The organism is Streptomyces sp. col6 (genome assembly GCF_008042035.1).
Taxonomy (GTDB): domain Bacteria; phylum Actinomycetota; class Actinomycetes; order Streptomycetales; family Streptomycetaceae; genus Streptomyces.
The window spans coordinates 1,048,969-1,075,806 of the sequence record NZ_RDBL01000013.1; the positions used below are offsets into that span (position 1 = coordinate 1,048,969).

Below are 26,838 nucleotides of genomic sequence, written 5' to 3' on the forward strand. Positions count from 1 at the left end.
GGCGGTGTCGGACGCGGGCCGGGCCGCCGGGGATGAGACCATCCCGGGATGACGCGACCGCCCGAGCACGACGAACCCCACGGCTCCGGCCTGGGCGCCCGGCTCAACTGGCTGCGGGCCGCCGTGCTCGGTGCGAACGACGGTGTGGTGTCGACCGCCGGGCTCGTCGTCGGGGTCGCCGGGGCGACCGGTGACCGGGGCGCCCTGCTGACGGCCGGGCTGGCCGGGCTGCTCGCCGGGTCGCTGTCGATGGCGGCCGGCGAGTACGTCTCGGTCTCCACCCAGCGCGACTCGGAGAAGGCCGCGCTGGCCACCGAGAGGCGCGAGCTCCAGGAGACCCCGGAGGCCGAACTCATCGAGCTGACCGGCCTGTTGGAGGGCAAGGGCCTGAGCCATGAGGTCGCCCGCGAGGCCGCCGTCCAGCTCACCGAGCGCGACGCGCTGCGCGCCCACGCGGAGGTCGAGCTGGGCATCGACCCGGACGACCTCACCAACCCCTGGCACGCGGCGGGCGCCAGCTTCCTCGCCTTCACGGTCGGCGCACTGCTGCCCCTGCTGGCCATCGTGCTGCCGCCGTCCACCGTCCGGGTCCCGGTGACCGTGCTCAGCGTCCTCGCGGTGCTGGCCGTGACGGGCTGGTGGAGCGCCCGCCTGGGCGAGGCGGCGGCGGGCCGTGCGGTGCTGCGCAACATGGGCGGGGGAGCGGTGGCCATGGCGGTGACGTACGCGGCGGGGCACCTGCTGGGCGCGGCGGGGGTGTAGGAGCCGGACGCTGTCGGAAGTCGCCAAACTCTGCTGACAACAGGTCTCGCATACTTGTTGGTAACAACATCTGGCCCCCGGCCCGGCGCGGCTCTACGGTGCAGGCATGCCGACGAACCTGCCCGATGTAGTGCTCTGGTCCATACCGGCCTTCGTCCTGCTCACCGTCCTGGAAATGGCGCTCCACCACTTCCACCCCGACGAGGACGCCGCCGGGTACGAGGCGAAGGACGCCGCCACCAGCATCACCATGGGGCTGGGCAGTCTGGTCTTCGACCTGATGTGGAAAGTGCCCATCGTCGCCCTCTACACCGCTGTGTACGAGCTGACGCCGCTGCGTGTGCCGGTGCTGTGGTGGACGATCCCGCTGATGCTGCTCGCGCAGGACTTCTTCTACTACTGGTCCCACCGGGGCCACCACGTCATCCGCATCCTGTGGGCCTGCCACGTGGTCCACCACTCCAGTGAGAAGTTCAACCTCTCCACCGCGCTGCGCCAGCCCTGGACCTCGCTGACGTCCTGGCCGTTCTATCTGCCGCTCATCGCGTGCGGGGTGCACCCGGCGGCGCTCGCGTTCTGCTCGTCGGCCAACCTGGTCTACCAGTTCTGGGTGCACACCGAACGGATCGACAGGCTGCCCCGGCCCTTCGAGTACGTGCTCAACACGCCCTCCCACCACCGGGTGCACCACGCCTCCCAGGGCGGCTACCTCGACCGCAACTTCGGCGGCATCCTCATCGTGTGGGACCGCTGGTTCGGCTCGTTCGCCTCGGAGACGGTGCGGCCGGTGTACGGGCTCACCAAGAACATCCACACGTACAACCCGCTGCGCGTCGCCACCCACGAGTACGCCGCCATCGCCCGGGACATCCGCGCGGCGGGCAGCTGGAGCGAGCGGGCCGGCCGGGTCTTCCGCGGACCGGGCTGGCAGCCGGCCGGGGCCGCGTCCCGTACCGTGCCCGCCCCCGCCGGACCCGTCGCCGCGCCCGCGCCGGAGCACACCGGATGAGCGAGGGCACGGTCCCCGAGGGGCGCGAGCGGTACGCGCGCCCGCTGCTCATCGCCTTCCTCGTCGCGTGCGCCGTCGACCTCGTCGGTGTCCTCGCCGGCCCCGAGTGGCTCCACCTCGGCGCGAAGCCGCTGCTGATGCCGCTGCTCGCCGGGTACGCCCTCGCCCGGCGCGGGCCCCGGCTGCTGATCGCCGCGCTGCTGTGCGGCTGGGCGGGCGACGTGTTCCTGCTGGCCGACTCCGATCCGGCGTTCCTCGTCGGGATGGCCTCCTTCGCCGCCGGGCACGTCTGCTACCTGGTGCTGTTCGGCCGGGCGCGCGGGGCGCTGCTGCCCGGGATCGTGTACGCCGTCGTGCTCGTCGTCTTCGTCGCGCTGATCTGGGACGGGCTGCCGGCGGGGCTGCGGATTCCGATGGCCGGCTACAGCCTGCTGCTGACCGCCATGGCGTACCGCGCCGGCGTCCTCGGCCGGTACGCGGCCACCGGCGGCGCCCTCTTCCTGCTCTCCGACGCGCTCATCGCCACCGGCATCGCCGACTGGCCGCAGCTGTCGGCCCCCGGCTTCTGGGTGATGCTCACCTATGCGGCCGCGCAGCTCCTGCTGACCCTGGGCGCGCTCGCCCCGGTTTCGGGGGAGGCCGGGGCGGGGGCGTACCGTGAAAGGAGTATCAGCATCTGAGACCGGCAAGGACCCCCACGCATGCGCGCCACCGTCATCCACGCCCCCCACGACATCCGCGTGCAGGAGGTCCCGGACCCCGTGATCCAGCAGCCCACGGACGTGGTGCTGCGGGTCCTGCGGGCCTGCATCTGCGGCAGCGACCTGTGGGCCTACCGCGGTGAGTCCGCCCGGCAGCCCGGCCAGCGCATCGGCCACGAGTTCCTCGGGATCGTCGAGGAGGCCGGGTCCGAGGTGCGCGGGTTCGCCGTCGGGGACCTGGTCGTCGCGCCCTTCGTCTGGTCCGACGGCACCTGCGCGTACTGCGCGGAGGGGCTGACCACCTCCTGCCCGCAGGGCGGCTTCTGGGGCTCGGTGGGCTCCGACGGCGGGCAGGGCGAGGCCGTCCGGGTCCCCTTCGCCGACGGCACGCTGGTCGCCCTGCCCACTGCCGCGGCCTCCGACGACCGGCTGCTCACCGGGCTGCTGGCCCTGTCCGACGTGCTCGGCACCGGCCACCACGCGGCGGTCGGCGCCGGGGTGCGGGCCGGTTCGACCGTCGCCGTCGTCGGGGACGGGGCCGTCGGGCTGTGCGGAGTGATGGCCGCCAAGCGGCTCGGCGCCGAGCGGATCATCGCGCTCGGCCGCCATACGGCGCGCACCGACATCGCCCGGGACTTCGGCGCCACCGACGTCGTCGCCGAGCGCGGTGACGCGGCGGTCGCGGCCGTACGGGAACTGCTCGGCGGCGAGGGCGCGCACTGCGTGATCGAGGCCGTGGGCACGGAGCAGTCGATGCGCACCGCCGTCGGCATCACCCGGGACGGCGGTGCGATCGGCTACGTCGGCGTCCCGCACGGCAGCGGCACCGGGCTGGACCTCGGCGACATGTTCGACCGGAACATCGCCCTGCGCGGCGGCGTCGCCCCCGTGCGCACGTACATCCCGGAGCTGCTGCCCGACGTGCTGGACGGCACCATCGACCCCTCGCCCGTCTTCGACCTGTCCGTCGGCCTCGACGACGTACCGGCCGGTTACCGGGCGATGGACGAGCGCACGGCGCTGAAGGTCCTCATCACGCCGTGATCCGGCGGCCCGGGGGCCGTGTCGTACCGGCCCCCGGACCCCGGCGTCACCAGCGCACGGCGTCCAGCGCGTCGACCACACCGGCCCCGTAGAAGCCGTTGCGGTTCTTGCCGCCCTCGCAGACCGCGTCGACCGTGCCGTCACCGTCGATGTCGTACGGCGCGCCGCACGCCTTCGCGTCCGCCTCCAGCGTCAGCAGCGCCTTGACCGCGGCGGGCGGCGCGTAGGGGTGCTTCGACTTGATCAGGGCCACGACGCCCGCGACGTGCGGGGACGCCATCGACGTACCGGCCTTGTAGCCGTACTTGCCGCCCGGCAGCGTCGAGAGGATCAGACCGCTCGTCGCCGGGGGCTCGGGCGTCTGGTAGACCGTCGAGTCGCCGCCCGGCGCGGCCACGTCGATGACGCCGTTCCCGTAGTTCGAGTACGAGGCCTTCAGGCCCTTGGCGCCCGTCGCCGAGACCGTCACGACCCCCGGCAGCATCGTCGGGATGTCCAGGCACTGGCGCGGGTCGACGGTCCGGCTGCCCGGGGTGGTGTCGTTCGGGCTGGTCGTGTCCTCGATGGAGTCCGCCGCCAGGTCCTCGGCGGAGTTGCCCGCGGCGGCGACGTTGACCGCGCCCTTCAGCTCGGCGTACCGGGTGGCCCGGTACACGGCCTCGACCAGGGCGCCCTGGTCGGGGTCGTTCTTGCAGTTGTACATCCAAGGATCGGTGTAATAGCTGTTGTTGGTGACGTCGACCCCGTGCTCGGCGGCCCAGACGAAGCCGCAGACGACGGCCTCGGTGTAGAAGAAGCCGTCCGGGTTGCCGACCTTGATACCGGAGACCTTCACGCCCGGCGCCACGCCCGTCACGCCGATGCCGTTCTTCGCCGCCGCGATGGTGCCGGCGACATGGGTGCCGTGGTCGCTCTCGCCGGCCTTCGGGCGCCAGGCGCCGTCCGTGGTGTCCGGGGCGCCCGACACACAGTTGGCGGAGGCCGCGCGGTCGAAGTTCGGCGCGAGGTCCGGGTGGGTGTCGTCGACGCCGGTGTCGATGACCGCGACCGTCACCCTGCTGCTGCCCAGCGACTTCTGGTGGGCCTTGTCCGCCTTGATGGCGGGCAGGTCCCACTGCAACGGCTCCATCGGGTCCTGGTCCGCCGTCGCCTCCGCAGCAGCGGCCTTCTGCTGCGCGGCGGTCAGCGGCTGGTCCACCCCGATGTCCTTGGTGGCCTGCGGCACGATCGGGTTGGTACGCGTGGCGCCCGCCGACCGGACGCCCCTGACCTTGCGGACCGTCTTCGCGAAGTCCGGGTTCTTCGAGTGGACGACGATGACACCGATCCGGTCATAGGCGATCACTACCGTGCCGCCGGCCCGTTCTATCGCCGTGCGCACCTGCTTGACGGTGCCGGTCCCGCCCTGCGTGTTGACCACGTACGACAGTTCCGGACCGTCCGCCGGTACCGCCGCCGGGGGCGCGCCGTGCGCCGGGGCGGCGGAGGCGGCACCCGCCGGCAGGAAGCCGAGCGAGGCGGTGAGGGCCAATCCGACGGGCAGCGTCAGTGCGCGCGTCCGTCTGGATCCCAGATGAGCCATGGGGTCTCCACTTCATCCGTGTCAGTGACCGGACACGGGGTGTGTCCAGTCGCGTACATGACCAGTGAAGCTAGCGCCGGTCAACCCGGCACATCAATCGATTCGCGGGAACACGTGCACATCCAACCCCCCGAAGGGGTGAGCGGGAGAAGGCGCGAACCGAAGTGAACCGCTTCGCCGTGCGTTGCGTGCCGTTGTCAGGGGAAGCGCTCCACCACCCCCGATCACGAGGTCCCCCAGTGAAACCCACCGTCCCCACCACCGCACCCGCGTCGCGAGGAGAATCCGTGGCTACCGATGCACCGCCGCCCGAGGGCAGTACGGACAAGAGCCCTGCCCAGCCCACGACCGAGGCGTTCCTCGCGGAGCAGGCCAGCGCGGAATTCGGCGAACTGCGCCGCTCCTACCGCTCGTTCGCCTTCCCGCTGACCATCGCCTTCGTCCTCTGGTACCTGCTGTACGTGCTGCTCTCCAACTACGCGGGCGGCTTCATGGGCACCAAGGTGTTCAGCAACATCAACGTGGCCTTCGTCTTCGGCCTCGCCCAGTTCCTCACCACCTTCCTCATCGCCTGGTTCTACTCGCGGCACGCCAACGCGAAGCTCGACCCGAAGGCCGAGGCCATCAAGTCCCGTATGGAGGCCGACGTATGAGCGCCGCGTACCACTCCCCGCACGCCGTCACCCTCGCCGCCTCGGCCACCGAGCACCGGCCGCTGATCATCACCCTCTTCGCGGTCTTCGTCGCCGCCACCCTCGGGATCACCGTCTGGGCCGGCCGCCAGACCCGCAGCGCCGCCGACTTCTACGCGGGCGGGCGCCAGTTCACCGCCTTCCAGAACGGTCTCGCGGTCTCCGGCGACTACATGTCCGCCGCGTCCTTCCTCGGCATCGCCGGCGCCATCGCCCTCTTCGGCTACGACGGCTTCCTCTACTCCATCGGCTTCCTCGTCGCCTGGCTCGTCGCGCTCCTGCTCGTCGCCGAGCCGCTGCGCAACTCCGGCCGCTACACCATGGGCGACGTCCTCGCCTACCGGATGCGCCAGCGCCCGGTCCGCACCGCGGCCGGCGTCTCCACCATCATCGTGTCGATCTTCTACCTGCTGGCGCAGATGGCGGGCGCGGGCGTCCTGGTCTCCCTGCTCCTCGGCATCACCAGCGACGCCGGAAAGATCCTCATCGTTGCGCTGGTCGGCGTACTGATGATCGTCTACGTCACCATCGGCGGCATGAAGGGCACCACCTGGGTGCAGATGGTCAAGGCCGTGCTGCTCATCGCCGGCGCCATCCTGATGACGCTCATGGTGCTGTGGAAGTTCGACTTCAACGTCTCCGACCTGCTGGGCACCGCCGCCGAGAAGAGCGGCCACGGCTCCGCGTTCCTGGAGCCCGGCCTCAAGTACGGCGCCACCGGCACCTCGAAGCTGGACTTCCTCTCCCTCGGCATCGCCCTCGTCCTCGGCACCGCCGGACTGCCGCACATCCTGATCCGCTTCTACACGGTGCCCACCGCCAAGGCCGCCCGTAAGTCCGTCAACTGGGCCATCGGCATCATCGGCGCCTTCTACCTGATGACGATCGCCCTCGGCTTCGGCGCCGCCGCCCTCATCGGCCCCGACGAGATCAAGGCGAAGAACCCCGCCGGCAACGCGGCCGCCCCGCAGCTTGCCGAATACCTCGGCGGGGTCGGCACCACCGGCGGCGCCGTCCTGCTCGCCGTCATCTCCGCGGTCGCCTTCGCCACCATCCTCGCCGTCGTCGCCGGACTGACCCTCGCCTCCTCGTCCTCCTTCGCGCACGACATCTACGCCAACGTCATCCGCAAGGGGAAGGCCACCGAGAAGGAGGAGATGAAGGCCGCCCGCTGGGCCACCGTCTTCATCGGCGCCGCCGCCATCGTCCTCGGCGCGTTCGCCCGCGACATGAACGTCGCAGGCCTCGTCGCCCTGGCCTTCGCCGTCGCCGCGTCCGCCAACCTGCCGACGATCCTCTACAGCCTCTTCTGGAAGCGCTTCACCACCCAGGGCGCGCTGTGGTCGATCTACGGCGGCCTGGCCTCCTCCGTGATCCTGGTGCTGTTCTCGCCGGTCGTCTCCGGCAACGAGAAGACCTCGATGTTCAAGGGCGTCGACTTCGCCTGGTTCCCGCTGGAGAACCCCGGCCTGATCTCCATCCCGCTCGGCTTCCTGCTCGGCTGGATCGGCTCCCTCCTGTCCAAGGAGGAGCCCGACAAGGGCAAGTACGCCGAACTGGAGGTCAAGTCCCTCACCGGCATCGGCGCCCACTGAGCGGTGCGTACCGGGCCGCGTCGTAGGGTCCTACGACGCGGCCCCGCCGCACCTCGTGCCAAACGGGCCCCTCCGCCGCCACCGGTCTCGCGTAGGCTCGAAAGAGTCAGCTACCGCGACCGGGAAGTCACCGGGGGAGGGGGCCCACCATGCTCATCGACACCTACGACCGGGTCGCCACCGACCTGCGCGTCTCGCTCACCGACCGCTGCAACCTGCGGTGTACGTACTGCATGCCCGAGGAGGGCCTGCAGTGGCTCGCCAAGCCCGACCTGCTCAGCGACGACGAGATCGTCCGGCTCGTCCGCGTCGCCGTCACCCTGCTCGGCGTCACCGAGGTCCGCTTCACCGGCGGCGAACCGCTGCTGCGCCCCGGACTCGTCTCCATCGTCCAGCAGTGCGCGGCCCTCGACCCCCGCCCCAGGATGTCCCTCACCACCAACGGCATCGGGCTGAAGCGGACCGCCGCCGCGCTCAAGGACGCGGGGCTCGACCGGGTCAACGTCTCGCTCGACACCCTGCGGCCCGAGGTGTTCAAGACCCTCACCCGCCGCGACCGCCACCACGACGTGCTGGCGGGCCTGGCGGCCGCCCACGAGGCCGGACTCACCCCGGTCAAGGTCAACACCGTCCTGATGCCGGGGCTCAACGACGACGAGGCCCCCGACCTGCTCGCCTGGGCCGTCGAGCACGGCTACGAGCTCCGCTTCATCGAGCAGATGCCGCTGGACGCCCAGCACGGCTGGAAGCGCGACGGCATGATCACCGCGGGCGACATCCTCGCCTCCCTGCGCACCCGCTTCGACCTCACTCCCGAGGACGACGACGAGCGCGGCTCCGCCCCCGCCGAGCGCTGGACCGTCGACGGCGGCCCGCACCGGGTCGGCGTCATCGCCTCCGTCACCCGCCCGTTCTGCCGGGCCTGCGACCGCACCCGCCTCACCGCCGACGGACAGGTCCGCACCTGCCTCTTCGCCCGCGAGGAGACCGACCTGCGCGGCGCGCTGCGCTCGGACGCGCCCGACGAGGAGATCGCCCGGATCTGGAAGCTCGCCATGTGGGGCAAGAAGGCCGGTTCCGGCCTTGACGACCCGACCTTCCTCCAGCCCGACCGCCCGATGTCCGCGATCGGCGGCTGATCCCGCCCGCTCCGCCCGTCTAGGCGGACGCGGGGCGCGACTCCCACTCCGCCAGCGTCACCACGTCCTTGAGGAAGCCCCGCACCCCGAGGAACGAGGACAGGTGCTCCCGGTGCTCCTCGCAGGCCAGCCACGTCTTGCGCCGCTCCGGCGTGTGCAGCTTCGGATTGTTCCAGGCCAGCACCCATACGGCGTCGGCCCGGCAGCCCTTGGCCGAACAGACGGGGGCGGGATTCTCGGCGGATTCGGGGGAGTTCACGTACTCAACCCTAGAGGGTCCGCGCGCATCCCCTGCCGGAGGAATGGCGACGCCGGGCAGCCACGGGGGGAGCTGCCCGGCGTCGGTCCGTCGCTCCGACGGGGGATGCGGAGCGCCTGCAAAGTATGTCACGCACACCCTGCCGCGGTGCACCGGAACTTCATGATTGATCTGAGCTTTTCTTGAGCTTGGGCCCGTCCGGGGCTCAGTCGTGCTCGGGCCCATCCGAAGACCGGAAACCGCGTCCGGACTGCGGTGAGGACGGCGCCGGACCGGCCTCCAGCACCGGACGGGCGGGTGCGGGCAGCACGAAGGTCGACGGCAGCGCCGGGCTGGTCTCGCGGCCCGCGTTGGCGATGACGACGGCCACGTACGGCAGCAGGACTCCGAGAGCGAGCGCCACGAACGCGATGTGCCGCTCCACGTTCCACAGGACCGCCGCCGCCACCACCGACACCGTGCGCACGGTCATCGAGATCACGTAGCGGCGCTGTCTGCCCCGCACGTCGTCGGCGAGCCCCTGACGGGCCCCCGTGATCCGGAAGACCTCCGCACCACCCTGTTTGCGCACCACGTCCCCACCAAACCTTCCCCGGACCCGGACCGGCCGCTCCTACGCTACGCCCGGCATCCGGCGCGTACGAGACCGGGGCACGCCGTATGCGCACATTCCGCCACTCGCCCGCACGGGCCCCTCCGGCGTGCGGGGTCCCGCCCCGGCCCCGAGACTGGGCGGGACACGCGCGACACCGCGTCGCTCAAGGAGGCAGCATGGGCTGGTTGTGGGCAATCATCGTGGGCCTGGTGCTCGGTCTGATCGCCAAGGCGATCCTGCCGGGGAAGCAGCAGATCCCGCTCTGGCTGACGGTCATCTGCGGCATGATCGGCAGCATCCTCGGAAATGCTGTCGCCACGTGGATCGGCGTCAACGACACCAAGGGCATCGACTGGACGCGCCACGTCCTCCAGCTCATCGGCGCGGTGGTGATCGTCGGTGTCGGCGACATGCTGTACGCCTCGCTGCGGGGCAACAGACAGCGCACCTGAATCCGCCGGAACCGACGACAGCGGCCGGGCACGCATCACGCGCGCCCGGCCGCTGTCGTGCGGCAGTGGTACGGCTCAGCCGGCCGTGACCTCGATCGCCGCCAGGTTCTTCTTGCCCCGGCGCAGCACCAGCCAGCGCCCGTGCAGCAGCTCCTCGCGGCCCGGCGCCGCCTCGCCGTCGACGGCCTTGACGTTGTTCACGTACGCGCCGCCCTCCTTGACCGTGCGCCGCGCCCCCGACTTGCTCGGGGCCAGGCCGGCCTCCACCAGCAGGTCCACCAGCGGACCCAGCTCGGTGACCCGGGCGTGCGGCACCTCGGACAGGGCGGCGCTCAGCGTCGCCTCGTCCAGCTCACCCAGCTCGCCCTGGCCGAACAGGGCCTTCGACGCGGCGACGACGGCGGCGCACTGGTCCGCCCCGTGCACCAGCGTCGTCAGCTCCTCGGCCAGCGCGCGCTGCGCCGTCCGCGCCTGCGGGCGCTCCTCGGTGACCTTCTCCAGCTCCTCCAGCTCGGCCGGGGTCCGGAAGCTGAGGATGCGCATGTAGCGCGAGATGTCCCGGTCGTCCGCGTTCAGCCAGAACTGGTAGAACGCGTACGGCGTGGTCATCTCCGCGTCGAGCCAGACGGCCCCGCTCTCCGACTTGCCGAACTTGGTGCCGTCCGCCTTCGTCATCAGCGGGGTCGCCAGCGCGTGCACCTCGGCGCCCGGCTCCAGGCGGTGGATCAGGTCGAGACCGGCGGTGAGGTTGCCCCACTGGTCGCTGCCGCCCTGCTGCAGGGTGCAGCCGTAGCGGCGGTACAGCTCCAGGAAGTCCATGCTCTGGAGCAGCTGGTAGCTGAACTCGGTGTAGCTGATGCCCTCGTCGGACTCCAGCCGGCGGGCGATGGACTCCTTGGTCAGCATCTTGTTGACCCGGAAGTGCTTGCCGATGTCCCGCAGGAACTCGATCGCGGACAGGCCCGCGGTCCAGTCCAGGTTGTTCACCATGACCGCGGCGTTCTCGCCCTCGAAGGACAGGAACGGCTCGATCTGCGAACGCAGCCGGGTCACCCACTGGGCGACCGTCTCCGGGTCGTTCAGCGTGCGCTCGGCGGTCGGCCGGGGGTCACCGATCTGACCGGTGGCCCCGCCCACCAGGGCGAGCGGACGCAGACCGGCCTGCTGGAGCCGGCGCATGGTGAGCACCTGCACCAGATGGCCGACGTGCAGACTCGCCGCGGTGGGGTCGTAACCGCAATAGAACGTGACGGGACCGTCCGCGAGAGCCTTGCGCAATGCGTCTTCATCGGTGGACTGGGCGAACAGCCCGCGCCACTTCAGCTCGTCGACGATGTCCGTCACGGTTCCTGTGCTCCTTACGAGACCGGTTGAATCAATGGTGTCAGTCAGTCTAGGCCGGTCACACGCCCCGGCTGACCGAGCTCATGTTGAAGTCCGGGATGCGCAGCGCGGGCATCGCGGCCCGGGTGAACCAGTCGCCCCACTCGCGCGGCAGGGTCTTCTCGGTGCGGCCCGCCTCGGTGGCCCGGGACAGCAGGTCGACCGGGGACTCGTTGAACCGGAAGTTGTTCACCTCGCCCACCACCTCGCCGTCCTCCACCAGATAGACGCCGTCCCGGGTCAGCCCGGTCAGCAGCAGCGTGGCCGGGTCCACCTCGCGGATGTACCAGAGGCAGGTCAGCAGCAGCGCCCGGCCGGTCGTGGCGGCCACCATCTCCTCCAGTGACCGTTCGCCGCCGCCCTCCAGGATCAGGTTGTCGACCGCCGGGGCGACGGGCAGCCCGGTCAGGCCCGCGGTGTGCCGGGTCGTCGTCAGCCGCTCCAGGCGGCCGTCGGCGACCCAGTCGGTCCGGGCCAGCGGCAGTCCGTTGTCGAAGACCGAGCCGCCGTCGCCGGAGGAGTGGGCGATGACGAAGGGGGCCGACTCCAGGCCCGGCGCGTGCGGGTCGCTGCGCAGGGTGAGCGGCAGCGGGGACAGCGTCTCGCCGAGCCGGGTACCGCCGCCCGGCTTGGAGAACACCGTGCGGCCCTCCGTCGCGTCCCGCGCCGTGGACGACCAGAGCTGGTAGATCAGCAGGTCCGCGACCGCGGTCGGCGGCAGCAGCGTCTCGTACCGCCCGGCGGGCAGGTCGATACGGCGCTCCGCCCAGCCGAGCCGCCGCGCGAGCTCCGCGTCCATCTCCGCCGGGTCGACGTCCTTGAAGTCCCGTGTGGAGCGGCCCGCCCACGCGGAACGGGTGCGGTCGGGCGACTTGGCGTTCAGCTCCAGCGTGCCGTTCGGCTGGTCGTGGCGCAGCCGCAGCCCCGTGGACGTGCCCAGGTAGGTGGAGGTCATCTGGTGGTGGGCGAAGCCGTACAGCTCGCGCCCGCCGGAACGGGCCCGCGCGAAGGCGTCCCCGAGCGCCGGGGCGAACGCGGCGAACACGTCCGAGTCCGTCTCGGCCGGCGCGTCCGTGAAGTCGGGCGACGCGGGCACCCCGGTGACCAGCGGCTGCGCGTCCTCGGCCGGTCCGGCGGAGCGCGCGGCGGCCTCGGCGGCCCGGACCAGCGGCTCCAGGTCGTCCGCGGTGACGGCGGCGCGGGAGACCACACCGGAGGCGGTGCCCTCGGCGCCGTCGACCGTGGCGACGACGGTCAGGGTCCGGCCCCGGGTCACACCGTTGGTGGTGAGCGCGTTGCCGGCCCAGCGCAGATTGGCCGAGGACTCCTCGTCCGCGATGACCACACAGCCGTCGGCGGTGGACAGTTCGAGCGCGCGCTCGACGATCTCGTACGGCTTGCTGACGCGGCTCATCGCCCGGCCTCCTGCGTCGTGTTGAGGATGTTCACGCCTCGGAAGAGGGCGGAGGGGCAGCCGTGGGAGACGGCCGCGACCTGGCCCGGCTGGGCCTTGCCGCAGTTGAAGGCGCCGCCCAGCACGTACGTCTGCGGGCCGCCGACCTTCTCCATCGAGCCCCAGAAGTCCGTCGTCGTCGCCTGGTACGCGACATCGCGCAGCTGCCCGGCCAGCTTCCCGTTCTCGATGCGGAAGAACCGCTGCCCGGTGAACTGGAAGTTGTAGCGCTGCATGTCGATCGACCAGGACCGGTCGCCGACCACGTAGATCCCGCGCTCGACCCCGCCGATCAGGTCCTCCGTGGAGAGCCCGCCCGGGTCCGGCTGCAGCGACACGTTCGCCATGCGCTGGACGGGGACATGGCCGGGGGAGTCCGCGTACGCGCACCCGTTGGACCGGCCCAGGCCCGTCAGCTTCGCGATCCGGCGGTCCGTCTGGTAGCCCACCAGCGTCCCGTCCTTCACCAGGTCCCAGGACTGCGCCTCGACGCCCTCGTCGTCGTAGCCGATCGTCGCGAGCCCGTGCTCGGCGGTGCGGTCGCCGGTCACGTTCATCACGGGCGAGCCGTACGCCAGCTTCCCCAGCTGGTCGAACGTGGCGAACGAGGTCCCGGCGTAGGCCGCCTCGTAGCCGAGCGCCCGGTCCAGCTCCGTGGCGTGGCCGATGGACTCGTGGATGGTCAGCCAGAGGTTGGACGGGTCGACGACCAGGTCGTACGTCCCCGCCTCCACGCTCGGCGCCCGCATCTTCTCGGCCAGCAGCCCCGGGATGCGCTCCAGCTCCGCGTCCCAGTCCCAGCCGGTCCCGGTCAGGTACTCCCAGCCGCGCCCCACCGGCGGCGCGATGGTGCGCATCGAGTCGAACTCACCGGTCGACGCGTCCACGGCCACCGCGGTGAACTGCGGGTGCAGCCGGACCCGCTGCTGCGTGGTGACCGTGCCCGCCGTGTCCGCGTAGAACTTGTTCTCGTGCACGGTCATCAGCGAGGCGTCCACATGCGCCACGCCGTCGGCCGCCAGCAGCCGCGCGCTCCACTCGGCGAGCAGGCCCGCCTTCTCCTCGGCGGGTACGTCGAAGGGGTCGACCTCGTACGCCGAGACCCAGGTGCGCTCCCCGTGCGAGGGCTCGTCCGCCAGCTCCACCCTCTCGTCGGAGCCCGCCGCCGCGATCACCTTCGCCGACAGCTTCGCCATGGCGACGGCCTGCGAGGCGACCCGCGCCGCCGCGTCCATCGTCAGGTCGACGCCCGAGGCGAACCCCCAGGCCCCGCCGTGCACGACCCGGACCGCGTACCCGAGGTCGGTGGTGTCGGAGCCCCCGGCGGGCCGGGCGTCCCGCAGCCGCCAGGTCGCGCTGCGCACCCGCTCGAAGCGGAAGTCGGCGTGCGCCGCGCCGAGCGCCCGCGCTCGGGCGAGCGCCGCGTCGGCGAGAGCCCGTAGCGGAAGCGCCAGGAACGACTGATCTACCTCATGGGGCACGGGCGGCCTCTCCTTCGCGGTCACATACCCACGGATCGTGTACGAGGCAGTGAAGCACGGCCCCCGCCCCGTCGCGGCCGAATTCCCCGGGGCGGACCGTGCGGCCGACTGTAGGAACCCGACAGTGCCCGGCCGAAGGCCCTGTCAGGGGCCGATTCCTCGCCGCGCGGGCGGTACCGATAGGTTTCCGAGGTACCAGACCGCTATCGAAAGGGTGATCCGTTGAGCCGCTCGGTTCTCGTCACCGGAGGAAACCGGGGCATCGGCCTCGCCATCGCCCGCGCTTTCGCCGACAACGGCGACAAGGTCGCGATCACCTACCGTTCCGGCGAGCCGCCCGCCGTGCTCACCGAGACCGGTGTCCTCGCGGTCCGTTGCGACATCACGGATCCCGAGCAGGTGGAGCAGGCCTACAAGGAGATCGAGGAGAAGCACGGCAATGTGGAGGTGCTGGTCGCCAACGCCGGTATCACCAAGGACCAGTTGCTGATGCGCATGTCCGAGGAGGACTTCACGTCCGTAATCGACACCAACCTCACCGGCACCTTCCGGGTCGTCAAGCGCGCCAACCGCGGCATGCTGCGCGCCAAGAAGGGCCGCGTGGTCCTCATCTCCTCCGTCGTCGGCCTCCTCGGCTCGGCGGGCCAGGCCAACTACGCGGCCTCCAAGGCCGGTCTGGTCGGTTTCGCCAGGTCCCTGGCGCGCGAGCTCGGTTCGCGGAACATCACCTTCAACGTCGTCGCGCCCGGCTTCGTCGACACCGACATGACGCAGGTGCTCACCGAGGAGCAGCGCAAGGGCATCGTGGCCCAGGTGCCGCTCGCGCGTTACGCGCAGCCCGAGGAGATCGCCGCCGCGGTGCGCTTCCTCGCCTCCGACGACGCGTCGTACATCACTGGAGCCGTCATCCCCGTTGACGGCGGATTGGGCATGGGTCACTGATCACCATGAGCGGAATTCTCGACGGCAAGCGCATCCTGATCACCGGGGTGCTGATGGAGTCCTCCATCGCGTTCCACGCCGCCAAGGTCGCCCAGGAGCAGGGCGCGGAGGTCATCCTGACCGCGTTCCCGCGGCCCACGCTGACCGAGCGCATCGCCAGGAAGCTCCCCAAGCCCGCCAAGGTCATCGAGCTGGACGTGACCAACCAGGAGCACCTGGACCGTCTCGCCGGCCTGGTGCGCGACGAGCTGGGTTCGCTGGACGGCGTCGTGCACTCCATCGGCTTCGCGCCGCAGGACGCGCTCGGCGGCAATTTCCTCAACACCCCGTTCGAGTCGGTCTCCACGGCGATGCACGTCTCGGCGTTCTCGCTGAAGTCGCTCGCCATGGCGTGCAAGCCGCTGATGAGCGAGGGCGGCTCGATCGTCGGTCTCACCTTCGACGCGCAGTTCGCGTGGCCGCAGTACGACTGGATGGGCCCGGCCAAGGCCGCCCTGGAGGCCACCTCCCGCTACCTCGCCCGTGACCTGGGCCCGGACGGCATCCGCTGCAACCTGATCTCGGCCGGACCGCTCGGCTCCATGGCCGCCAAGTCCATCCCGGGCTTCGACGGGCTCGCCGACGTGTGGAACACCCGCGCGCCGCTCGCCTGGGACATGAAGGACCCGGAGCCGGCCGGCCGCGGCATCGTCGCGCTGCTCTCGGACTTCTTCCCGAGGACCACCGGCGAGATCATCCACGTCGACAGCGGCGTGCACATGATGGGCGCCTGACCCTCTCAGGCCCGTACGTTCCGCCCGCGCACCGTCCCCGGAGTCCTCCGGAGGCGGTGCGCGGGCGTTTCTCCCCTGCGTACGCCCTTGCCGCGCTCAGGTCGAAAAGCCGGACGATCCACCGCAGAATGAGGAGGAACCGGACTTCTGGTCCCGGTCGGCCGTTCGTCCGCAGGCCCCAGGGGAGGAGATCGCTGTGCGTCGCACACATCGCCGGACCCGCTCCCTGCTGGCCTCCTGCGCGGTTGTCGCCGGCCTGCTCGTCCCGGCCGGCCTGTACGCGGCCGGGCACGTCGGGGCCACCGGCGCCGCGCCCCCGGCGCCCAGCCCGGAACCCTCCGGCGCCGAGTGCCGTACGTCCGTCCAGGGCTCCCGGGTCGTCGCGCACTGCCACAACCCGTACCCCACGGCCGACCGCGTCCAGCTGCACACCGAGTGCGCCCGCTGGTGGGACGTCGACGCGGACGGCAGGCCGGTCACGGTCGGGCCGGGGCGTACGGTGCGCCTGACCGACCGCTGCTGGAAGGAAGTCGCCTCGGCCTGGGTCACCCACGGCACGGGTACGGGAAGCTAGACCCGGTCCGCCAGGCAGGTCAGCGCGTGGCTCGCGGCCTCCGCCGCCGCCGTCTCCGCGTCGCCCGCGCGGATCGCCTCGACCAGCCTGCTGTGGTCCATGTGGTTCTCCGGCCGCAGTTCCTGGCCCACGTCGCCCCGCAGGTAGTCCCGCAGCAGGTCGCCCAGGTCCGCGTAGAGCCCCGTCAGCACGTCGTTGTGGGAGGCGGCGACCACCGCCAGGTGCAGCGTCGCGTCGGCGGCCACGAACGCCTCCGCGTCCCCCGCCGCCCAGGTCTCCTCCCGGCGCTTCATCAGCGCGTCCAGCTGCTTCAGGTCCCGTTCGGTCCGCCGTACGGCCGCCAGTCGCGCGGCCGACGACTCCAGGGTCGAGCGCAGCTCCGCGATGTGGCGCGGGTCCGCCGAGGCGAACCGGCGGTGCATCACCCCGGCCAGCTCGCTCGTGGCCACCACATAGGTGCCCGAGCCCTGCCGGATGTCGAGCAGCCCGTTGTGCGCGAGCGCGCGGACCGCCTCGCGGACGGTGTTACGGGCCACCCCCAGCTGCTCGACCAGCTCGGGTTCGGTGGGGATGCGGGAGCCCACCGGCCACTCACCCGTGGTGATCTGGTTCCGCAGCTGGGCAATCACCTGGTCGGCGAGTGCCGAACGCCGCGTGGACGTCAGCGCCATGGTGCTCCTCGGTCGCAACTTCTCATGGGCCGGATCTTCTCAGGGTCCGGATCTTCTCAGGGTCCGGCGGACGGACGGAGTGGACAATCAATCATCCCATGATTCTATGATGGGCCCATGCGTGACGACGAATCCACTCCCCAGACCGCCACCGGGACCCTGAGCCCCGGCACCACGGCGGCTTCCCGCACCGGCGCCCCCGCCCCGCGGACCGGCCCCGCGTCGTGGGCCCCGCGCCTGGTGGCGATCGGGCTCGTCCTCACCGCGCTCAACCTCCGCCCGGCCATCACCAGCCTCGGCGCCCTCCTCGAAGAGGTGCGCGACGGGCTGCACATGAGCGGCAGCGTCGCCGGGGTCCTCACCTCCGTGCCGCCGCTCTGCTTCGCCGTCTTCGGCGTCATGGCCCCGCGCCTCGCCCGCCGCTTCGGACCCGGCGCGGTCGTCTGCGCGGGCATGGTCGCCATCACCGCGGGCCTGGTGATCCGGCCCCTGGTCGGCGGCACCGCGGGCTTCCTCGCCGCCAGCGCCCTGGCCCTCATGGGCATCGCCGTCAGCAACGTCCTGATGCCGGTGATCGTCAAGCGCTGGTTCCCCGACCGCGTCGGCTCCATGACCGGGCTCTACTCCATGGCCCTGGCCCTCGGCACCTCGCTCGCCGCCGCCGTGACCGTGCCCATGACCGACGCGATGGGCGGCAGCTGGAAGGCCGGCCTCGGCATCTGGGCCGTGCTGGCCGCCGCCGCGATCCTGCCCTGGATCCCGCTCGTACGGGACCGGTCCGTCGCCCGTGAACCGTCGTCCGGCCCCCGGACCGCCACCGCGCGGCCCCAGGCCCCGGAGCTCCGGATCACCCGCAGCAGGACCGCCTGGGCGCTCGCCTGCTTCTTCGGCCTCCAGGCCACCGCCGCCTACATCACGATGGGCTGGATGCCCCAGATCTTCCGGGACGCCGGGGTCTCGGCCGGCACGGCGGGCGTGCTGCTCGCCCTCACCATGGCCATGGGCGTCCCGCTCGCCTTCGTGATCCCGCGCGTCGCGGCCCGGATGCGGACCCAGGGCCCGATCGTCGTCTTCCTCGGCGCCTGCGGCCTCACCGGCTACGCGGGTCTCTACCTGGCGCCGTCCGGCGGCGCCTGGGCCTGGGCGCTGCTGCTGGGCATCTCGAACTGCGCCTTCCCGCTCGCCCTCACCATGATCGGCATGCGGGCCCGCAGCGGCGCCGGAGTGGTCCGGCTGTCCGCCTTCGCCCAGTCCACCGGCTACCTGATCTCGATCCCGGGACCGCTCCTGGTCGGCGTGCTCTACCAGCACAGCGGCGGCTGGGGGCTGCCCATCGCGCTGATGGCCGCCCTCATGGTCCCGCAGATGGTCATGGGCGTCCTGGCCGGCCGGGACCGGACGATCGAGGACGAATCCTGAGATGCGAGACTGGGGCCATGTCACCTGTGCTCGATCCGAATCCCCAGAACGGTCAGAAGAAGCTGCTCCTCGTCTTCGGGGCCATGCTGCTGATCACGGTCGTCGTCGGCGTCATCGCCTCCATCGCCTCCCCGTGACACCCCGGCCCCGGCGAGGGTGGTGCTAGCACCCCCATCCCCTAGGGGGCCAGGGTCAGGGTGAAGTGGGTGGGTCACCGGATGGGACCGGCGTCTCCGCCTCCGTAGGTTCTTGGGTATCGGAATCCACGGACCACGGAGGCGGACATGCCGGCCCTCACGCACACCCGGCCCACCCACCCGGAGCCGAGCGGTGTCGACGTCCGGCTGCCGTGGTGGGCCATCGCGCTGCCCGCCGTCGCCTTCGCCGCGCTGCTGCTGCTCATCGCCGGACCGGGCCAGGCGCACGCCGCCACCGGCGAATCGTCGACCGGCCAGCTGCTGCGGCATCTCGTGGAGCTGCTGACCCGCTGAGTCCGGCGTCCGGGGGGTGCCCCGCCGATCATGGCCGGGTCCGCGGCGGCCGGTACGGGCGAAGGCTCCAACACCCTGCGCCAGCTGGCGCGTTTCATGCGAAGCTGAGGTGTATGAGCGCCGACACACCTCGCAGGATCGTCCTTCTCAGGCATGCCAAGGCGGAATGGTCGCAGGAGTCCGACCACGAGCGGCCGCTGGCCGAGCGCGGCCGTATGGAGGCCCCCATGGTGGGCCGCAAGCTCGCCGATTCCGGGACCGTCTTCGACCTGGCCCTCTGCTCGACCGCCGTCAGAACGCGGGAGACGTGGAAGCTGGCCGTGCACGAGATGCCGCAGCGCCCGAGGACCGTGTACGAGGAGCGGCTCTACGACGCCTCGCTCGGCGAGCTGATCGCCCTGGTCGACGAAACCCCGGACGACGTCACCAACCTGCTGGTCATCGGCCACAACCCCGGGATGCACGCGCTCGCCGACGCCCTCTCCGGCAGCGGCGAGGGCGACGCACTCGCCCGGATGGCGCGCGGCGGCTTCCCGACCGCCGCCTTCGCCGTCGTCGAGTTCTCCGGATCCTGGAAGACCGTCGAGCACGGCGTCGGCCGGCTCGCCGAGTACTGGACCCCCAACGACTGACCCGCCGCCCGTACGGCCAGGGCCCCGGCGCGCACCACGCGGTGCGCGCCGGGGCCCTGGCCATGAGGACGGCGGGACTTACTCGACGAGGCCGTCGGCCGCCTCGACCTCCTCGCGGGTGATGCCCAGCAGATACAGCACGGTGTCCAGGAAGGGCACGTTCACCGCCGTGTGCGCGGCCTCGCGGACCACCGGCTTGGCGTTGAAGGCGACCCCGAGCCCCGCCGTGTTCAGCATGTCCAGGTCATTGGCCCCGTCGCCGATCGCCACCGTCTGCGCCAGCGGCACCCCCGCCTCGGCGGCGAAGCTCCGCAGCAGCCGGGCCTTGCCCGCCCGGTCGACGATGTCCCCGGTCACCCGGCCCGTGAGCTTCCCGTCGACGACCTCCAGCGTGTTGGCGGAGGCGAAGTCGAGGCCGAGGCGCTCCTTCAGATCGTCGGTCACCTGGGTGAACCCGCCCGAGACCACGCCCACTTGGTAGCCGAGCCGCTTCAGCGTACGGATCAGCGTCCGGGCCCCGGGCGTCAGCCGTACCTCGGAGCGGACCTTGTCCACCACCGACACGTCGAGCCCCGCCAGCAGCGCCACCCGGGCGTGCAGCGACTGCTCGAAGTCCAGCTCGCCGCGCATCGCCCGCTCGGTCACCTCGGCGACCTCGGCCTCACAGCCGGCGTGGGCCGCGAACAGCTCGATGACCTCGTCCTGGATGAGCGTCGAGTCGACGTCCATCACCACGAGCCGCTGCGCCCGGCGGCTCAGCCCCGCCGACACGACCGCCACGTCCACCCCGATGCCCGCGGCCTCCGGTGCCAGCGCGGAGCGCAGCTCCTCGGTCCCCGTACCGGACACGGCGAACTCGACCGCGGTGACCGGGTACTTCGCCAGCCGGAAGACGCGGTCGATGTTCCCGCCGGTCGAGGTGATCCGGGCCGCTATGGCCGCCGTCGACTCCGCGGTCAGCGGGTGACCGAGCACCGTGACATGGGAACGCCCGTCGCCGCGCGGCCGGTTGTCGCCCGTACCGGAGATGATCTCGGCCTGGAGCTTCAGCGAGTCCGCCCAGCTGTGCACGGTGGCCCGCAGGTCGCCCTCGGTGGTCCCGCCCGCGGTGGGGGCGGTGACCAGCGCGCACAGCACGATACGGCCCCGCGTCACGACCTGCTCGATGTCGACGACGTCGACGGAGTAGGCGGCGAGGGTGTCGAAGAGGCCCGCGGTGATCCCGGGGCGGTCCTTCCCGAAGATCTTCACGAGGAGAGTCGGTACGTCCGGACCCTGCCGGGACGCGGCGGGCTCGGGAGACGGGGCGGGCTCAGGGGGCCGGGATGCGCTCATGGTGCCTCCACCGTATCGGTCCGCGCGCCCTCGTCGGCAGCCCGTCCCGAGTACCGGACAGCCTGCCCGCACGCACCGGTCCGTCCCCATTTCGCCTGGCTGCACAGGTCTCGGTGAGGTCACCCTGGGGCGCCCGGCTTTCGTATCGGGGACTGGTCCTGGAATAGTTCCCCACGATGTTCAGCATCCCTAGACTCCCTGCGACGGGGGTAACACGGGGGACAACTAGTGGGGCGCGGAGTGCCGGAACTCGTACTGGAATTGAATGGCAGGACCTGGACGCTCGATCCGTCCAGGTCGTACACCCTCGGACGTGATCCGCAGGGCGACATGGCGATCGACGACGCCAGGGTCTCGTGGCGGCACGCCACGATCAGCTGGAACGGCCGCAGTTGGTTCATCGAGGACCACGGCAGCACCAACGGCACGTACGTGCACGGGCAGCGGATCCATCAGATGGAGATCGCGGCGGGCTCCGCCGTGAACCTGGGCAACGCCACCGACGGGCCCCGGCTGAACCTGAGCGCCGCGGACGTCTACAGCGGCCGGGGCGCGGGCCCCGCGCAGCCGCAGCCGCAGCAGGGCGGCGGACCGGGCTGGCAGCAGCCGGCCCCCCAGCAGCCCGTGCCGCAGCAGCAGGGCTGGCAGCAGCCCGCGCAGCCGCAGCAGCCGCACGTACCGCAGCAGGGCGGGGTCCCGGGACCGCCCGGTCCCGGCATCGGCGGCCCTGCGGGGGCGCCGCCGGTCTACGGGGACCGCAGCCCGACCACGTTCCACCAGCTGGCGCTCGGCCGCGTGATGCGGATCGGTCGTGCGCTGGAGAACGACCTGGTGGTCTCGGACCTCCAGGTCTCCCGGAACCACGCCGAGTTCCACGCGACGCCCGACGGCCGCTTCGAGATCCGCGACCTCGGCTCGCACAACGGCACGTACGTCAACGGTCAGCCGCTCTCCAAGTCCGGCTCGGCGCTCATCGGCCCGAACGACACCGTCGGCGTCGGTCACTCGACCTTCCGGCTCGTCGGCGACCGGCTGGAAGAGTTCGTCGACACCGGTGAGGTCTCCTTCGCGGCCCGCCACCTCACGGTCACGGTCGACGGCGGCAAGCAGATCCTCAAGGACGTCTCCTTCGGCGTCCCGGAGAAGTCGCTCATCGGTGTCATCGGCCCGTCCGGCTCCGGAAAGTCCACCCTGCTCAAGGCGCTCACCGGTTACCGGCCCGCCAACCAGGGCGACGTCCTCTACGACAACCGGAACCTCTACAAGCAGTTCGCCGAGCTGCGCCAGCGCATCGGTCTGGTCCCGCAGGACGACATCCTGCACAAGGAGCTGACCGTCACCCGCGCCCTGAAGTACGCGGCCAAGCTCCGCTTCCCCGCGGACACCACCGAGGCCGAGCGCCAGGCCCGGATACACGAGGTCCTCACCGAGCTGAAGCTCGACGTCCACAAGGACAAGAAGGTCACCTCGCTCTCCGGCGGCCAGCGCAAGCGCGTCTCGGTGGCGCTGGAGCTGCTCACCAAGCCGTCGCTGATCTTCCTCGACGAGCCGACCTCGGGCCTCGACCCGGGCATGGACCGCGATGTCATGCAGCTGCTGCGCGGACTGGCCGACGACGGCCGTACCGTCCTGGTCGTCACGCACTCGGTGGCCGAGCTGGCCATCTGCGACAAGCTGCTGGTGATGGCGCCGGGCGGCGCCGTGGCCTACTTCGGCCCGCCGGACGAGGCGCTCAACTTCTTCGGCTACACCACCTGGGCCGATGTCTTCTCGGCGTTCGAGAACTACCGCGACTACGACTGGTCGGGCCGCTGGCGCGGTTCGCAGCACTACCAGATGTACGCCGCCGACATCGACGCCGCCGCCGTGCAGTCCGTGCACATGCCGCCGCCGCAGCAGATGCGCCCGCCCAAGCCGCAGGGCTGGGGCACGCAGCTGTGGACGCTGGTGCGCCGCTACCTCTCGGTGATCGGCTCCGACAAGGGCTTCATGGGTCTGATGGTGATCCTGCCCGCGGTGCTCGGCATCGTCAGCGTGGTCATCCCGTCCGACTACGGGCTCGCCCCGCCCGAGCCGCCGCACAAGTTCAACGGCGACGCCGGAACGATCATGCTGATCCTCACCATCGGGATGTGCTTCTCCGGCGCGGCCAACTCCGTACGCGAACTGATCAAGGAACGCGTCATCTACGAACGGGAACGGGCCACCGGTCTGTCCCGCTCCGCCTATCTGATGTCCAAGGTCATCGTCCTCGGCCTGATCACGGCCCTCCAGGGCGTCATCATCTGCGGCATCGGCTTCGCCACCCGCGACCTGCCCGAAGAGGGCCTGATCATGCCGCCGGCCGTCGAGCTCTGCGTGACGATCATCGCGCTCGGCTTCACCTCGATGATGTTCGGCCTGGTCATCTCCTCGCTGGTGAAGACCGCCGAGAAGACGATGCCGCTGCTGGTCATGTTCGCGATCGTCCAGGTCGTCTTCACCGGCATCCTCTTCCAGGTGTACGGATCGCCCGGCCTGGAGCAGTTCGCCTGGCTGATGCCCTCCCGCTGGGCCATCGCGGGCGCCGGCTCGACGCTGGACCTCGCCCACCTCATGCCGCCGTGGGACCAGAACAACCCCACGGACCTGGACCCGCTCTGGGAGCACACGGCGAGCCAGTGGGGGATCAACGTCGGGATCCTGCTGTTCATCGGCGTCGTCTGCGGCTTCGCGGTCGCCCGGCTGCTGCGCCGCCACGAGCCCGAGGTCATGCGCAAGTAACCGGCCCGGACACGCGCCGAAGGGCGGCACCCCGCGCGGGGTGCCGCCCTTCGGCGTTCTGTCACCGGCGTACGGATCGCAGCGGATCAGTACGCGCTGTTGACGTTGTCGATCGAGCCGTACTTGTCGGCGGCGTAGTTGGCCGACGCGGTGATGTTGGCGACCGGGTCGTACTGCGTGTGCGGGGTGCCGGACACGTGGTAGTAGTCGAACGTCGGCTTGATGATCTGCAGCAGACCGATCGACGGCACGCCGTTCTGGGCGTTGATGTCCCAGTCGTTGATCGCGTTCGGGTTACCGCTGGACTCGCGGATGATGTTGCGGTGCAGGCCCTCGTACGTACCCGGGATGCCCTTCTTGTGCATGATGTCGAGGGACTCCCGGATCCAGCCGTCCAGGTTGTTCCCGTACATGTGCGTACGGGCGGAGGAGCGGCTGGAGCGCGACTCGGACTTGTGGGACTTGGCCTTGCTGTGCGCCTTGGCCTTGGCCTTCTTCAGCTTGGCCTTCTTGGCCTTCGCCTCGGCCTTCTCCTTCACCGCGGCGGCCTTCTTGGCCTTGGCGGCGTCGGCGGCCTTGACCAGCTTCTCGGCGGTCGAGTGCTGCTCGATGACGCTGTCCTGGATGGCACGGGCCTGCTTGGAGCTCGCGGAGTCGAAGATGACCGGGGCTGCGGAGAGAGCCTGCGGTTCGGTCTCGGCCTCGGCGTGACCGGGTACCAGGGACAAGGAGATGGCAGCGGCGGCGACGGCGGAGACGCCGGCGGCGGAGAGCTTCTGGGTCTTGTTCAGGTTTCGGAGACGACCGGTGATGCGGGACGCGGACATACAGGCTTACCTCTTCGAAATTCGGGGGGTCCTCACGGAGGACGAAGACGGGAGCGACTACGCATCTCCGTCGGGGACGAGCTCAATTCTTAGCGGCGGCAAAATGCTCTGGCAAAGGTGTGACGTACGAAGCCGGGTAGTGGAATGGAGGGCGGTTTGCCGGGTTCGCCCCCAGGTCATCACCACCCAAATCGCCCTTTTCGCTCCACTAGGTGGCTTCGTAAGTGACGTGGGCCCTATGCGCGGCCTCACATCGGGGCGGTAACAGCGTCACCATGTGTTGCTCGCGCAATGCGGACTGCAACGCTCCGGAAGGGTTCCGGGCACCCGGTGCGCACCACCCGCCGCGCCCTGCCCGCCGCGCCCCGGTCCCAGGTCCTAGTCCCTCCGCCCCGGTCCCCGGCCGTCCCCGGGCCGATACGGGCGAGCGGACCCCGCCGGTACCGTGAGGCGCATGAGCCACCGACCGCCCTCGGGCCTCGCCGCCGTCAGCGCCGCGCTGCTCGCCATGAGCCGCCACCTGGAGGTTCGGGACGTCCTGAAGACGATCGTCGCCTCGGCCCGCGAACTCCTGGACGCCGAGTACGCCGCCCTCGGGGTCCCCGACGACCACGGCGGCTTCGCCCAGTTCGTCGTCGACGGCGTCAGCGACGAACAGTGGAAGGCCATCGGCCCGCTGCCCCGGCAGCACGGCATCCTCGCCGCGATGCTCCACGGCGGGAGGACCGAGCGCCTCGGCGACGTCCGCAAGGACCCGCGCTTCGAGGGGTGGCCCAGCGCCCACCCCGACATGTCCGACTTCCTCGGCCTGCCCATCCGGGACGGCGACGAGACCATCGGCGCGCTCTTCCTCGCCAACAAGAGGTGCCCCAAGCCCGAGGGCACCTGCGGATTCACCGCCGAGGACGAGGAACTGCTCTCGACCCTCGCCCAGCACGCGGCGATCGCCCTCACCAACGCCCGCCTCTACGAGCGCAGCCGCGAACTCACCATCGCCGAGGAGCGCTCCCGCCTCGCCCACGAGCTGCACGACGCGGTCAGCCAGAAGCTCTTCTCCCTGCGCCTCACCGCCCAGGCCGCCGCCACCCTGGTCGACCGCGACCCGGCCCGCGCCAAGGGCGAGCTCCAGCAGGTCGCCGCCCTCGCCGCCGAGGCCGCCGACGAGCTGCGGGCCGCCGTCGTCGAGCTGCGCCCCGCCGGCCTCGACGAGGACGGCCTCGTCGCCACCCTGCGCACCCAGATCCAGGTCCTGGACCGAGCCCACAGCGCCCGGGTCACCTTCGGATCCTCCGGCGTACGGGCCCTGCCCGCCGCCCAGGAGGAAGCACTGCTCCGGGTCTCCCAGGAGGCCCTGCACAACGCCCTGCGCCACGCGGACGCCGGCCGCGTCGACGTCACCCTCGCCCGCCGCGACGGTGCCACGGTGCTGCGCGTCCGCGACGACGGCCGGGGCTTCGAACCCGCCGCCACCCGCCGGGCCGGGCGCCACCTGGGCCTGGTCTCGATGCGGGACCGCGCGAGCGGCGTCGGCGGCCGGCTCACCGTTGCGTCCGAGCCCGGCAAGGGCACCACGATCGAGATGGAGATTCCCGGTGGCTGACAGGATCATCAGGGTGCTGCTCGTCGACGACCACCAGGTCGTCCGCCGCGGCCTGCGTACGTTCCTGGAGATCCAGGAGGACATCGAGGTCGTCGGCGAGGCGTCCGACGGCGCCGAGGGCGTGGCCAGGACCGAGGAGCTGCGGCCCGACGTCGTACTGATGGACATCAAGATGCCCGGAACCGACGGCATCGAGGCGCTGCGCAGGCTCCGCGAGCTGGAGAACCCGGCCAAGGTGCTGATCGTCACCAGCTTCACCGAGCAGCGCACGGTCGTACCCGCCCTGCGCGCGGGCGCCTCCGGCTACGTGTACAAGGACGTCGACCCCGACGCCCTGGCCGGCGCCATCCGCTCCGTCCACGCCGGGCACGTCCTGCTCCAGCCCGAGGTCGCCGGAGCGCTCCTCGCCCAGGACGAGCCGGGCTCCGGCACCGGCCGGGGGAGCACCCTGACCGAACGCGAACGGGAAGTGCTCGGCCTGATCGCCGACGGCCGGTCCAACCGGGAGATCGCCCGCGCCCTGGTCCTGTCCGAGAAGACGGTCAAGACCCACGTCTCGAACATCCTCATGAAACTGGACCTCTCGGACCGCACCCAGGCGGCCCTGTGGGCGGTCCGCAACGGAGCGGCCGGCTGAGACGGGGGAGCACGGGGCCGGCCCCCG

The 26,838-nt window shown here is 71.3% G+C and carries 27 protein-coding genes; 18 read left to right on the forward strand and 9 right to left on the reverse strand.

Annotation, left to right across the window (positions count from 1 at the left end; translation table 11 throughout):
• The first annotated feature begins 48 nt into the window (after window positions 1-48).
• From EAO73_RS21425 to EAO73_RS21440, 4 genes are all read left to right on the forward strand, one after another.
• A complete protein-coding gene (locus EAO73_RS21425; RefSeq protein ID WP_147973097.1) occupies window positions 49-762 on the forward strand; it encodes a VIT family protein in 714 nt (237 codons plus the stop codon).
• Window positions 763-868: 106 nt separating this feature from the next.
• A complete protein-coding gene (locus EAO73_RS21430; RefSeq protein WP_147973098.1) occupies window positions 869-1,771 on the forward strand; it encodes a sterol desaturase family protein in 903 nt (300 codons plus the stop codon).
• Window positions 1,768-2,451: a lysoplasmalogenase gene (locus tag EAO73_RS21435; protein WP_147973099.1), complete on the forward strand. Its 684-nt coding sequence runs from the start codon at window positions 1,768-1,770 to the stop codon at window positions 2,449-2,451. The genes EAO73_RS21430 and EAO73_RS21435 overlap by 4 nt, the downstream gene beginning before the upstream one ends.
• 21 nt (window positions 2,452-2,472) lie before the next feature.
• Window positions 2,473-3,516, forward strand: a complete 1,044-nt coding sequence (locus EAO73_RS21440; RefSeq protein ID WP_147973100.1) for a zinc-dependent alcohol dehydrogenase family protein — start codon at window positions 2,473-2,475, stop codon at window positions 3,514-3,516.
• A gap of 46 nt (window positions 3,517-3,562) precedes the next feature.
• Here the strand turns inward: EAO73_RS21440 and EAO73_RS21445 are convergent, their stop codons facing one another.
• On the reverse strand, window positions 3,563-5,098 hold the full coding sequence (locus EAO73_RS21445) for a S8 family peptidase (protein WP_147973101.1): 1,536 nt from the start codon (window positions 5,096-5,098) through the stop codon (window positions 3,563-3,565).
• A gap of 287 nt (window positions 5,099-5,385) precedes the next feature.
• Here EAO73_RS21445 and EAO73_RS21450 point away from each other — a divergent pair, with 287 nt between their 5' ends.
• From EAO73_RS21450 to moaA, 3 genes are all read left to right on the forward strand, one after another.
• Complete coding sequence (locus tag EAO73_RS21450; protein ID WP_147973102.1) at window positions 5,386-5,751, forward strand: DUF485 domain-containing protein; 366 nt, start codon at window positions 5,386-5,388, stop codon at window positions 5,749-5,751.
• Window positions 5,748-7,385: a cation acetate symporter gene (locus EAO73_RS21455; RefSeq protein ID WP_147973103.1), complete on the forward strand. Its 1,638-nt coding sequence runs from the start codon at window positions 5,748-5,750 to the stop codon at window positions 7,383-7,385. The genes EAO73_RS21450 and EAO73_RS21455 overlap by 4 nt, the downstream gene beginning before the upstream one ends.
• Before the next feature lie 149 nt (window positions 7,386-7,534).
• Window positions 7,535-8,524, forward strand: coding sequence for a GTP 3',8-cyclase MoaA (gene moaA, locus EAO73_RS21460; RefSeq protein WP_147973104.1), 990 nt, complete (start codon window positions 7,535-7,537; stop codon window positions 8,522-8,524).
• 19 nt (window positions 8,525-8,543) lie between these two features.
• On the opposite strand, the gene EAO73_RS21465 is transcribed toward moaA, so the two are convergent.
• Entirely contained in the window at window positions 8,544-8,783 is a 240-nt protein-coding gene (locus tag EAO73_RS21465; protein WP_147973105.1) for a hypothetical protein, read from the reverse strand.
• Window positions 8,784-8,988: 205 nt separating this feature from the next.
• Complete coding sequence (locus EAO73_RS21470) at window positions 8,989-9,357, reverse strand: DUF3099 domain-containing protein (protein WP_147973106.1); 369 nt, start codon at window positions 9,355-9,357, stop codon at window positions 8,989-8,991.
• Window positions 9,358-9,554: 197 nt separating this feature from the next.
• On the opposite strand from EAO73_RS21470, the gene EAO73_RS21475 reads away from it, so the two are divergent.
• On the forward strand, window positions 9,555-9,830 hold the full coding sequence (locus EAO73_RS21475; RefSeq protein ID WP_018104720.1) for a GlsB/YeaQ/YmgE family stress response membrane protein: 276 nt from the start codon (window positions 9,555-9,557) through the stop codon (window positions 9,828-9,830).
• Window positions 9,831-9,905: 75 nt separating this feature from the next.
• On the opposite strand, the gene tyrS is transcribed toward EAO73_RS21475, so the two are convergent.
• The 3 genes from tyrS to EAO73_RS21490 are packed head-to-tail and all read right to left on the reverse strand — an operon-like array spanning window position 9,906 to window position 14,147.
• A complete protein-coding gene (gene tyrS / locus EAO73_RS21480; protein WP_018518927.1) occupies window positions 9,906-11,174 on the reverse strand; it encodes a tyrosine--tRNA ligase in 1,269 nt (422 codons plus the stop codon).
• 58 nt (window positions 11,175-11,232) lie between these two features.
• Window positions 11,233-12,627 carry a metallopeptidase TldD-related protein gene (locus EAO73_RS21485; protein WP_147973107.1) on the reverse strand — a complete coding sequence of 465 codons (1,395 nt, stop codon included), beginning with the start codon at window positions 12,625-12,627 and terminating at the stop codon, window positions 11,233-11,235.
• Window positions 12,624-14,147 (reverse strand): TldD/PmbA family protein, encoded by a 1,524-nt coding sequence (locus EAO73_RS21490; RefSeq protein WP_147973108.1) that lies wholly within the window; start codon window positions 14,145-14,147, stop codon window positions 12,624-12,626. The genes EAO73_RS21485 and EAO73_RS21490 overlap by 4 nt, the downstream gene beginning before the upstream one ends.
• Window positions 14,148-14,369: 222 nt before the next feature.
• Between EAO73_RS21490 and fabG the strand changes: the two genes are divergently transcribed.
• From fabG to EAO73_RS21505, 3 genes are all read left to right on the forward strand, one after another.
• A complete protein-coding gene (fabG, locus tag EAO73_RS21495) occupies window positions 14,370-15,089 on the forward strand; it encodes a 3-oxoacyl-[acyl-carrier-protein] reductase (RefSeq protein WP_147973109.1) in 720 nt (239 codons plus the stop codon).
• 5 nt (window positions 15,090-15,094) lie between these two features.
• Window positions 15,095-15,862 (forward strand): enoyl-ACP reductase FabI, encoded by a 768-nt coding sequence (gene fabI / locus EAO73_RS21500; RefSeq protein WP_147973110.1) that lies wholly within the window; start codon window positions 15,095-15,097, stop codon window positions 15,860-15,862.
• Between the two features lie 196 nt (window positions 15,863-16,058).
• Entirely contained in the window at window positions 16,059-16,436 is a 378-nt protein-coding gene (locus EAO73_RS21505; protein WP_147973111.1) for a hypothetical protein, read from the forward strand.
• Here EAO73_RS21505 and EAO73_RS21510 read toward each other — a convergent pair.
• The gene (locus EAO73_RS21510; RefSeq protein ID WP_147973112.1) at window positions 16,433-17,107 is read right to left on the reverse strand and encodes a FadR/GntR family transcriptional regulator; all 675 of its coding nucleotides are present in this window, start codon (window positions 17,105-17,107) and stop codon (window positions 16,433-16,435) included. The two genes, EAO73_RS21505 and EAO73_RS21510, sit on opposite strands and share 4 nt — an antisense overlap.
• A gap of 117 nt (window positions 17,108-17,224) precedes the next feature.
• Between EAO73_RS21510 and EAO73_RS21515 the strand changes: the two genes are divergently transcribed.
• The 4 genes from EAO73_RS21515 (at window position 17,225) to EAO73_RS21525 (ending at window position 19,649) form a co-directional block, all read left to right on the forward strand.
• Window positions 17,225-18,526, forward strand: a complete 1,302-nt coding sequence (locus tag EAO73_RS21515) for a CynX/NimT family MFS transporter (RefSeq protein WP_147973113.1) — start codon at window positions 17,225-17,227, stop codon at window positions 18,524-18,526.
• 26 nt (window positions 18,527-18,552) lie between these two features.
• On the forward strand, window positions 18,553-18,663 hold the full coding sequence (locus EAO73_RS37125) for an SGM_5486 family transporter-associated protein (RefSeq protein WP_018553371.1): 111 nt from the start codon (window positions 18,553-18,555) through the stop codon (window positions 18,661-18,663).
• Window positions 18,664-18,810: 147 nt separating this feature from the next.
• Complete coding sequence (locus EAO73_RS21520) at window positions 18,811-19,017, forward strand: hypothetical protein (RefSeq protein ID WP_147973114.1); 207 nt, start codon at window positions 18,811-18,813, stop codon at window positions 19,015-19,017.
• A 113-nt stretch (window positions 19,018-19,130) separates the two neighbouring features.
• Window positions 19,131-19,649, forward strand: coding sequence for a SixA phosphatase family protein (locus EAO73_RS21525; RefSeq protein ID WP_147973115.1), 519 nt, complete (start codon window positions 19,131-19,133; stop codon window positions 19,647-19,649).
• Window positions 19,650-19,727: 78 nt separating this feature from the next.
• On the opposite strand, the gene serB is transcribed toward EAO73_RS21525, so the two are convergent.
• Complete coding sequence (gene serB, locus EAO73_RS21530) at window positions 19,728-20,984, reverse strand: phosphoserine phosphatase SerB (RefSeq protein ID WP_147973116.1); 1,257 nt, start codon at window positions 20,982-20,984, stop codon at window positions 19,728-19,730.
• A 228-nt stretch (window positions 20,985-21,212) separates the two neighbouring features.
• Between serB and EAO73_RS21535 the strand changes: the two genes are divergently transcribed.
• Complete coding sequence (locus EAO73_RS21535; protein ID WP_147973117.1) at window positions 21,213-23,747, forward strand: FHA domain-containing protein; 2,535 nt, start codon at window positions 21,213-21,215, stop codon at window positions 23,745-23,747.
• 86 nt (window positions 23,748-23,833) lie between these two features.
• Here EAO73_RS21535 and EAO73_RS21540 read toward each other — a convergent pair whose 3' ends face one another.
• Window positions 23,834-24,574: a transglycosylase SLT domain-containing protein gene (locus EAO73_RS21540; RefSeq protein WP_147973118.1), complete on the reverse strand. Its 741-nt coding sequence runs from the start codon at window positions 24,572-24,574 to the stop codon at window positions 23,834-23,836.
• A 454-nt stretch (window positions 24,575-25,028) separates the two neighbouring features.
• Here EAO73_RS21540 and EAO73_RS21545 point away from each other — a divergent pair, with 454 nt between their 5' ends.
• A complete protein-coding gene (locus EAO73_RS21545) occupies window positions 25,029-26,174 on the forward strand; it encodes a GAF domain-containing sensor histidine kinase (protein ID WP_147973119.1) in 1,146 nt (381 codons plus the stop codon).
• Entirely contained in the window at window positions 26,167-26,811 is a 645-nt protein-coding gene (locus tag EAO73_RS21550) for a response regulator (RefSeq protein ID WP_147973120.1), read from the forward strand. Before EAO73_RS21545 ends, EAO73_RS21550 begins: the two co-directional genes overlap by 8 nt.
• Window positions 26,812-26,838: the final 27 nt, after the last annotated feature.

Bases quoted from the DNA above. Each gene is read 5' to 3' on its own strand.
- EAO73_RS21520 (WP_147973114.1), top strand. From the start codon at position 18,811: ATGCCGGCCCTCACGCACACCCGGCCCACCCACCCGGAGCCGAGCGGT.
- fabI (WP_147973110.1), top strand. From the start codon at position 15,095: ATGAGCGGAATTCTCGACGGCAAGCGCATCCTGATCACCGGGGTGCTG.
- EAO73_RS21475 (WP_018104720.1), top strand. From the start codon at position 9,555: ATGGGCTGGTTGTGGGCAATCATCGTGGGCCTGGTGCTCGGTCTGATC.
- EAO73_RS21485 (WP_147973107.1), bottom strand. From the start codon at position 12,627: ATGAGCCGCGTCAGCAAGCCGTACGAGATCGTCGAGCGCGCGCTCGAA.
- EAO73_RS21525 (WP_147973115.1), top strand. From the start codon at position 19,131: ATGAGCGCCGACACACCTCGCAGGATCGTCCTTCTCAGGCATGCCAAG.
- EAO73_RS21435 (WP_147973099.1), top strand. From the start codon at position 1,768: ATGAGCGAGGGCACGGTCCCCGAGGGGCGCGAGCGGTACGCGCGCCCG.
- EAO73_RS21455 (WP_147973103.1), top strand. From the start codon at position 5,748: ATGAGCGCCGCGTACCACTCCCCGCACGCCGTCACCCTCGCCGCCTCG.
- EAO73_RS21425 (WP_147973097.1), top strand. From the start codon at position 49: ATGACGCGACCGCCCGAGCACGACGAACCCCACGGCTCCGGCCTGGGC.
- serB (WP_147973116.1), bottom strand. From the start codon at position 20,984: ATGAGCGCATCCCGGCCCCCTGAGCCCGCCCCGTCTCCCGAGCCCGCC.
- EAO73_RS21545 (WP_147973119.1), top strand. From the start codon at position 25,029: ATGAGCCACCGACCGCCCTCGGGCCTCGCCGCCGTCAGCGCCGCGCTG.
- EAO73_RS21445 (WP_147973101.1), bottom strand. From the start codon at position 5,098: ATGGCTCATCTGGGATCCAGACGGACGCGCGCACTGACGCTGCCCGTC.
- EAO73_RS21515 (WP_147973113.1), top strand. From the start codon at position 17,225: ATGCGTGACGACGAATCCACTCCCCAGACCGCCACCGGGACCCTGAGC.
- EAO73_RS21510 (WP_147973112.1), bottom strand. From the start codon at position 17,107: ATGGCGCTGACGTCCACGCGGCGTTCGGCACTCGCCGACCAGGTGATT.
- EAO73_RS21430 (WP_147973098.1), top strand. From the start codon at position 869: ATGCCGACGAACCTGCCCGATGTAGTGCTCTGGTCCATACCGGCCTTC.
- moaA (WP_147973104.1), top strand. From the start codon at position 7,535: ATGCTCATCGACACCTACGACCGGGTCGCCACCGACCTGCGCGTCTCG.
- EAO73_RS21540 (WP_147973118.1), bottom strand. From the start codon at position 24,574: ATGTCCGCGTCCCGCATCACCGGTCGTCTCCGAAACCTGAACAAGACC.
- EAO73_RS21440 (WP_147973100.1), top strand. From the start codon at position 2,473: ATGCGCGCCACCGTCATCCACGCCCCCCACGACATCCGCGTGCAGGAG.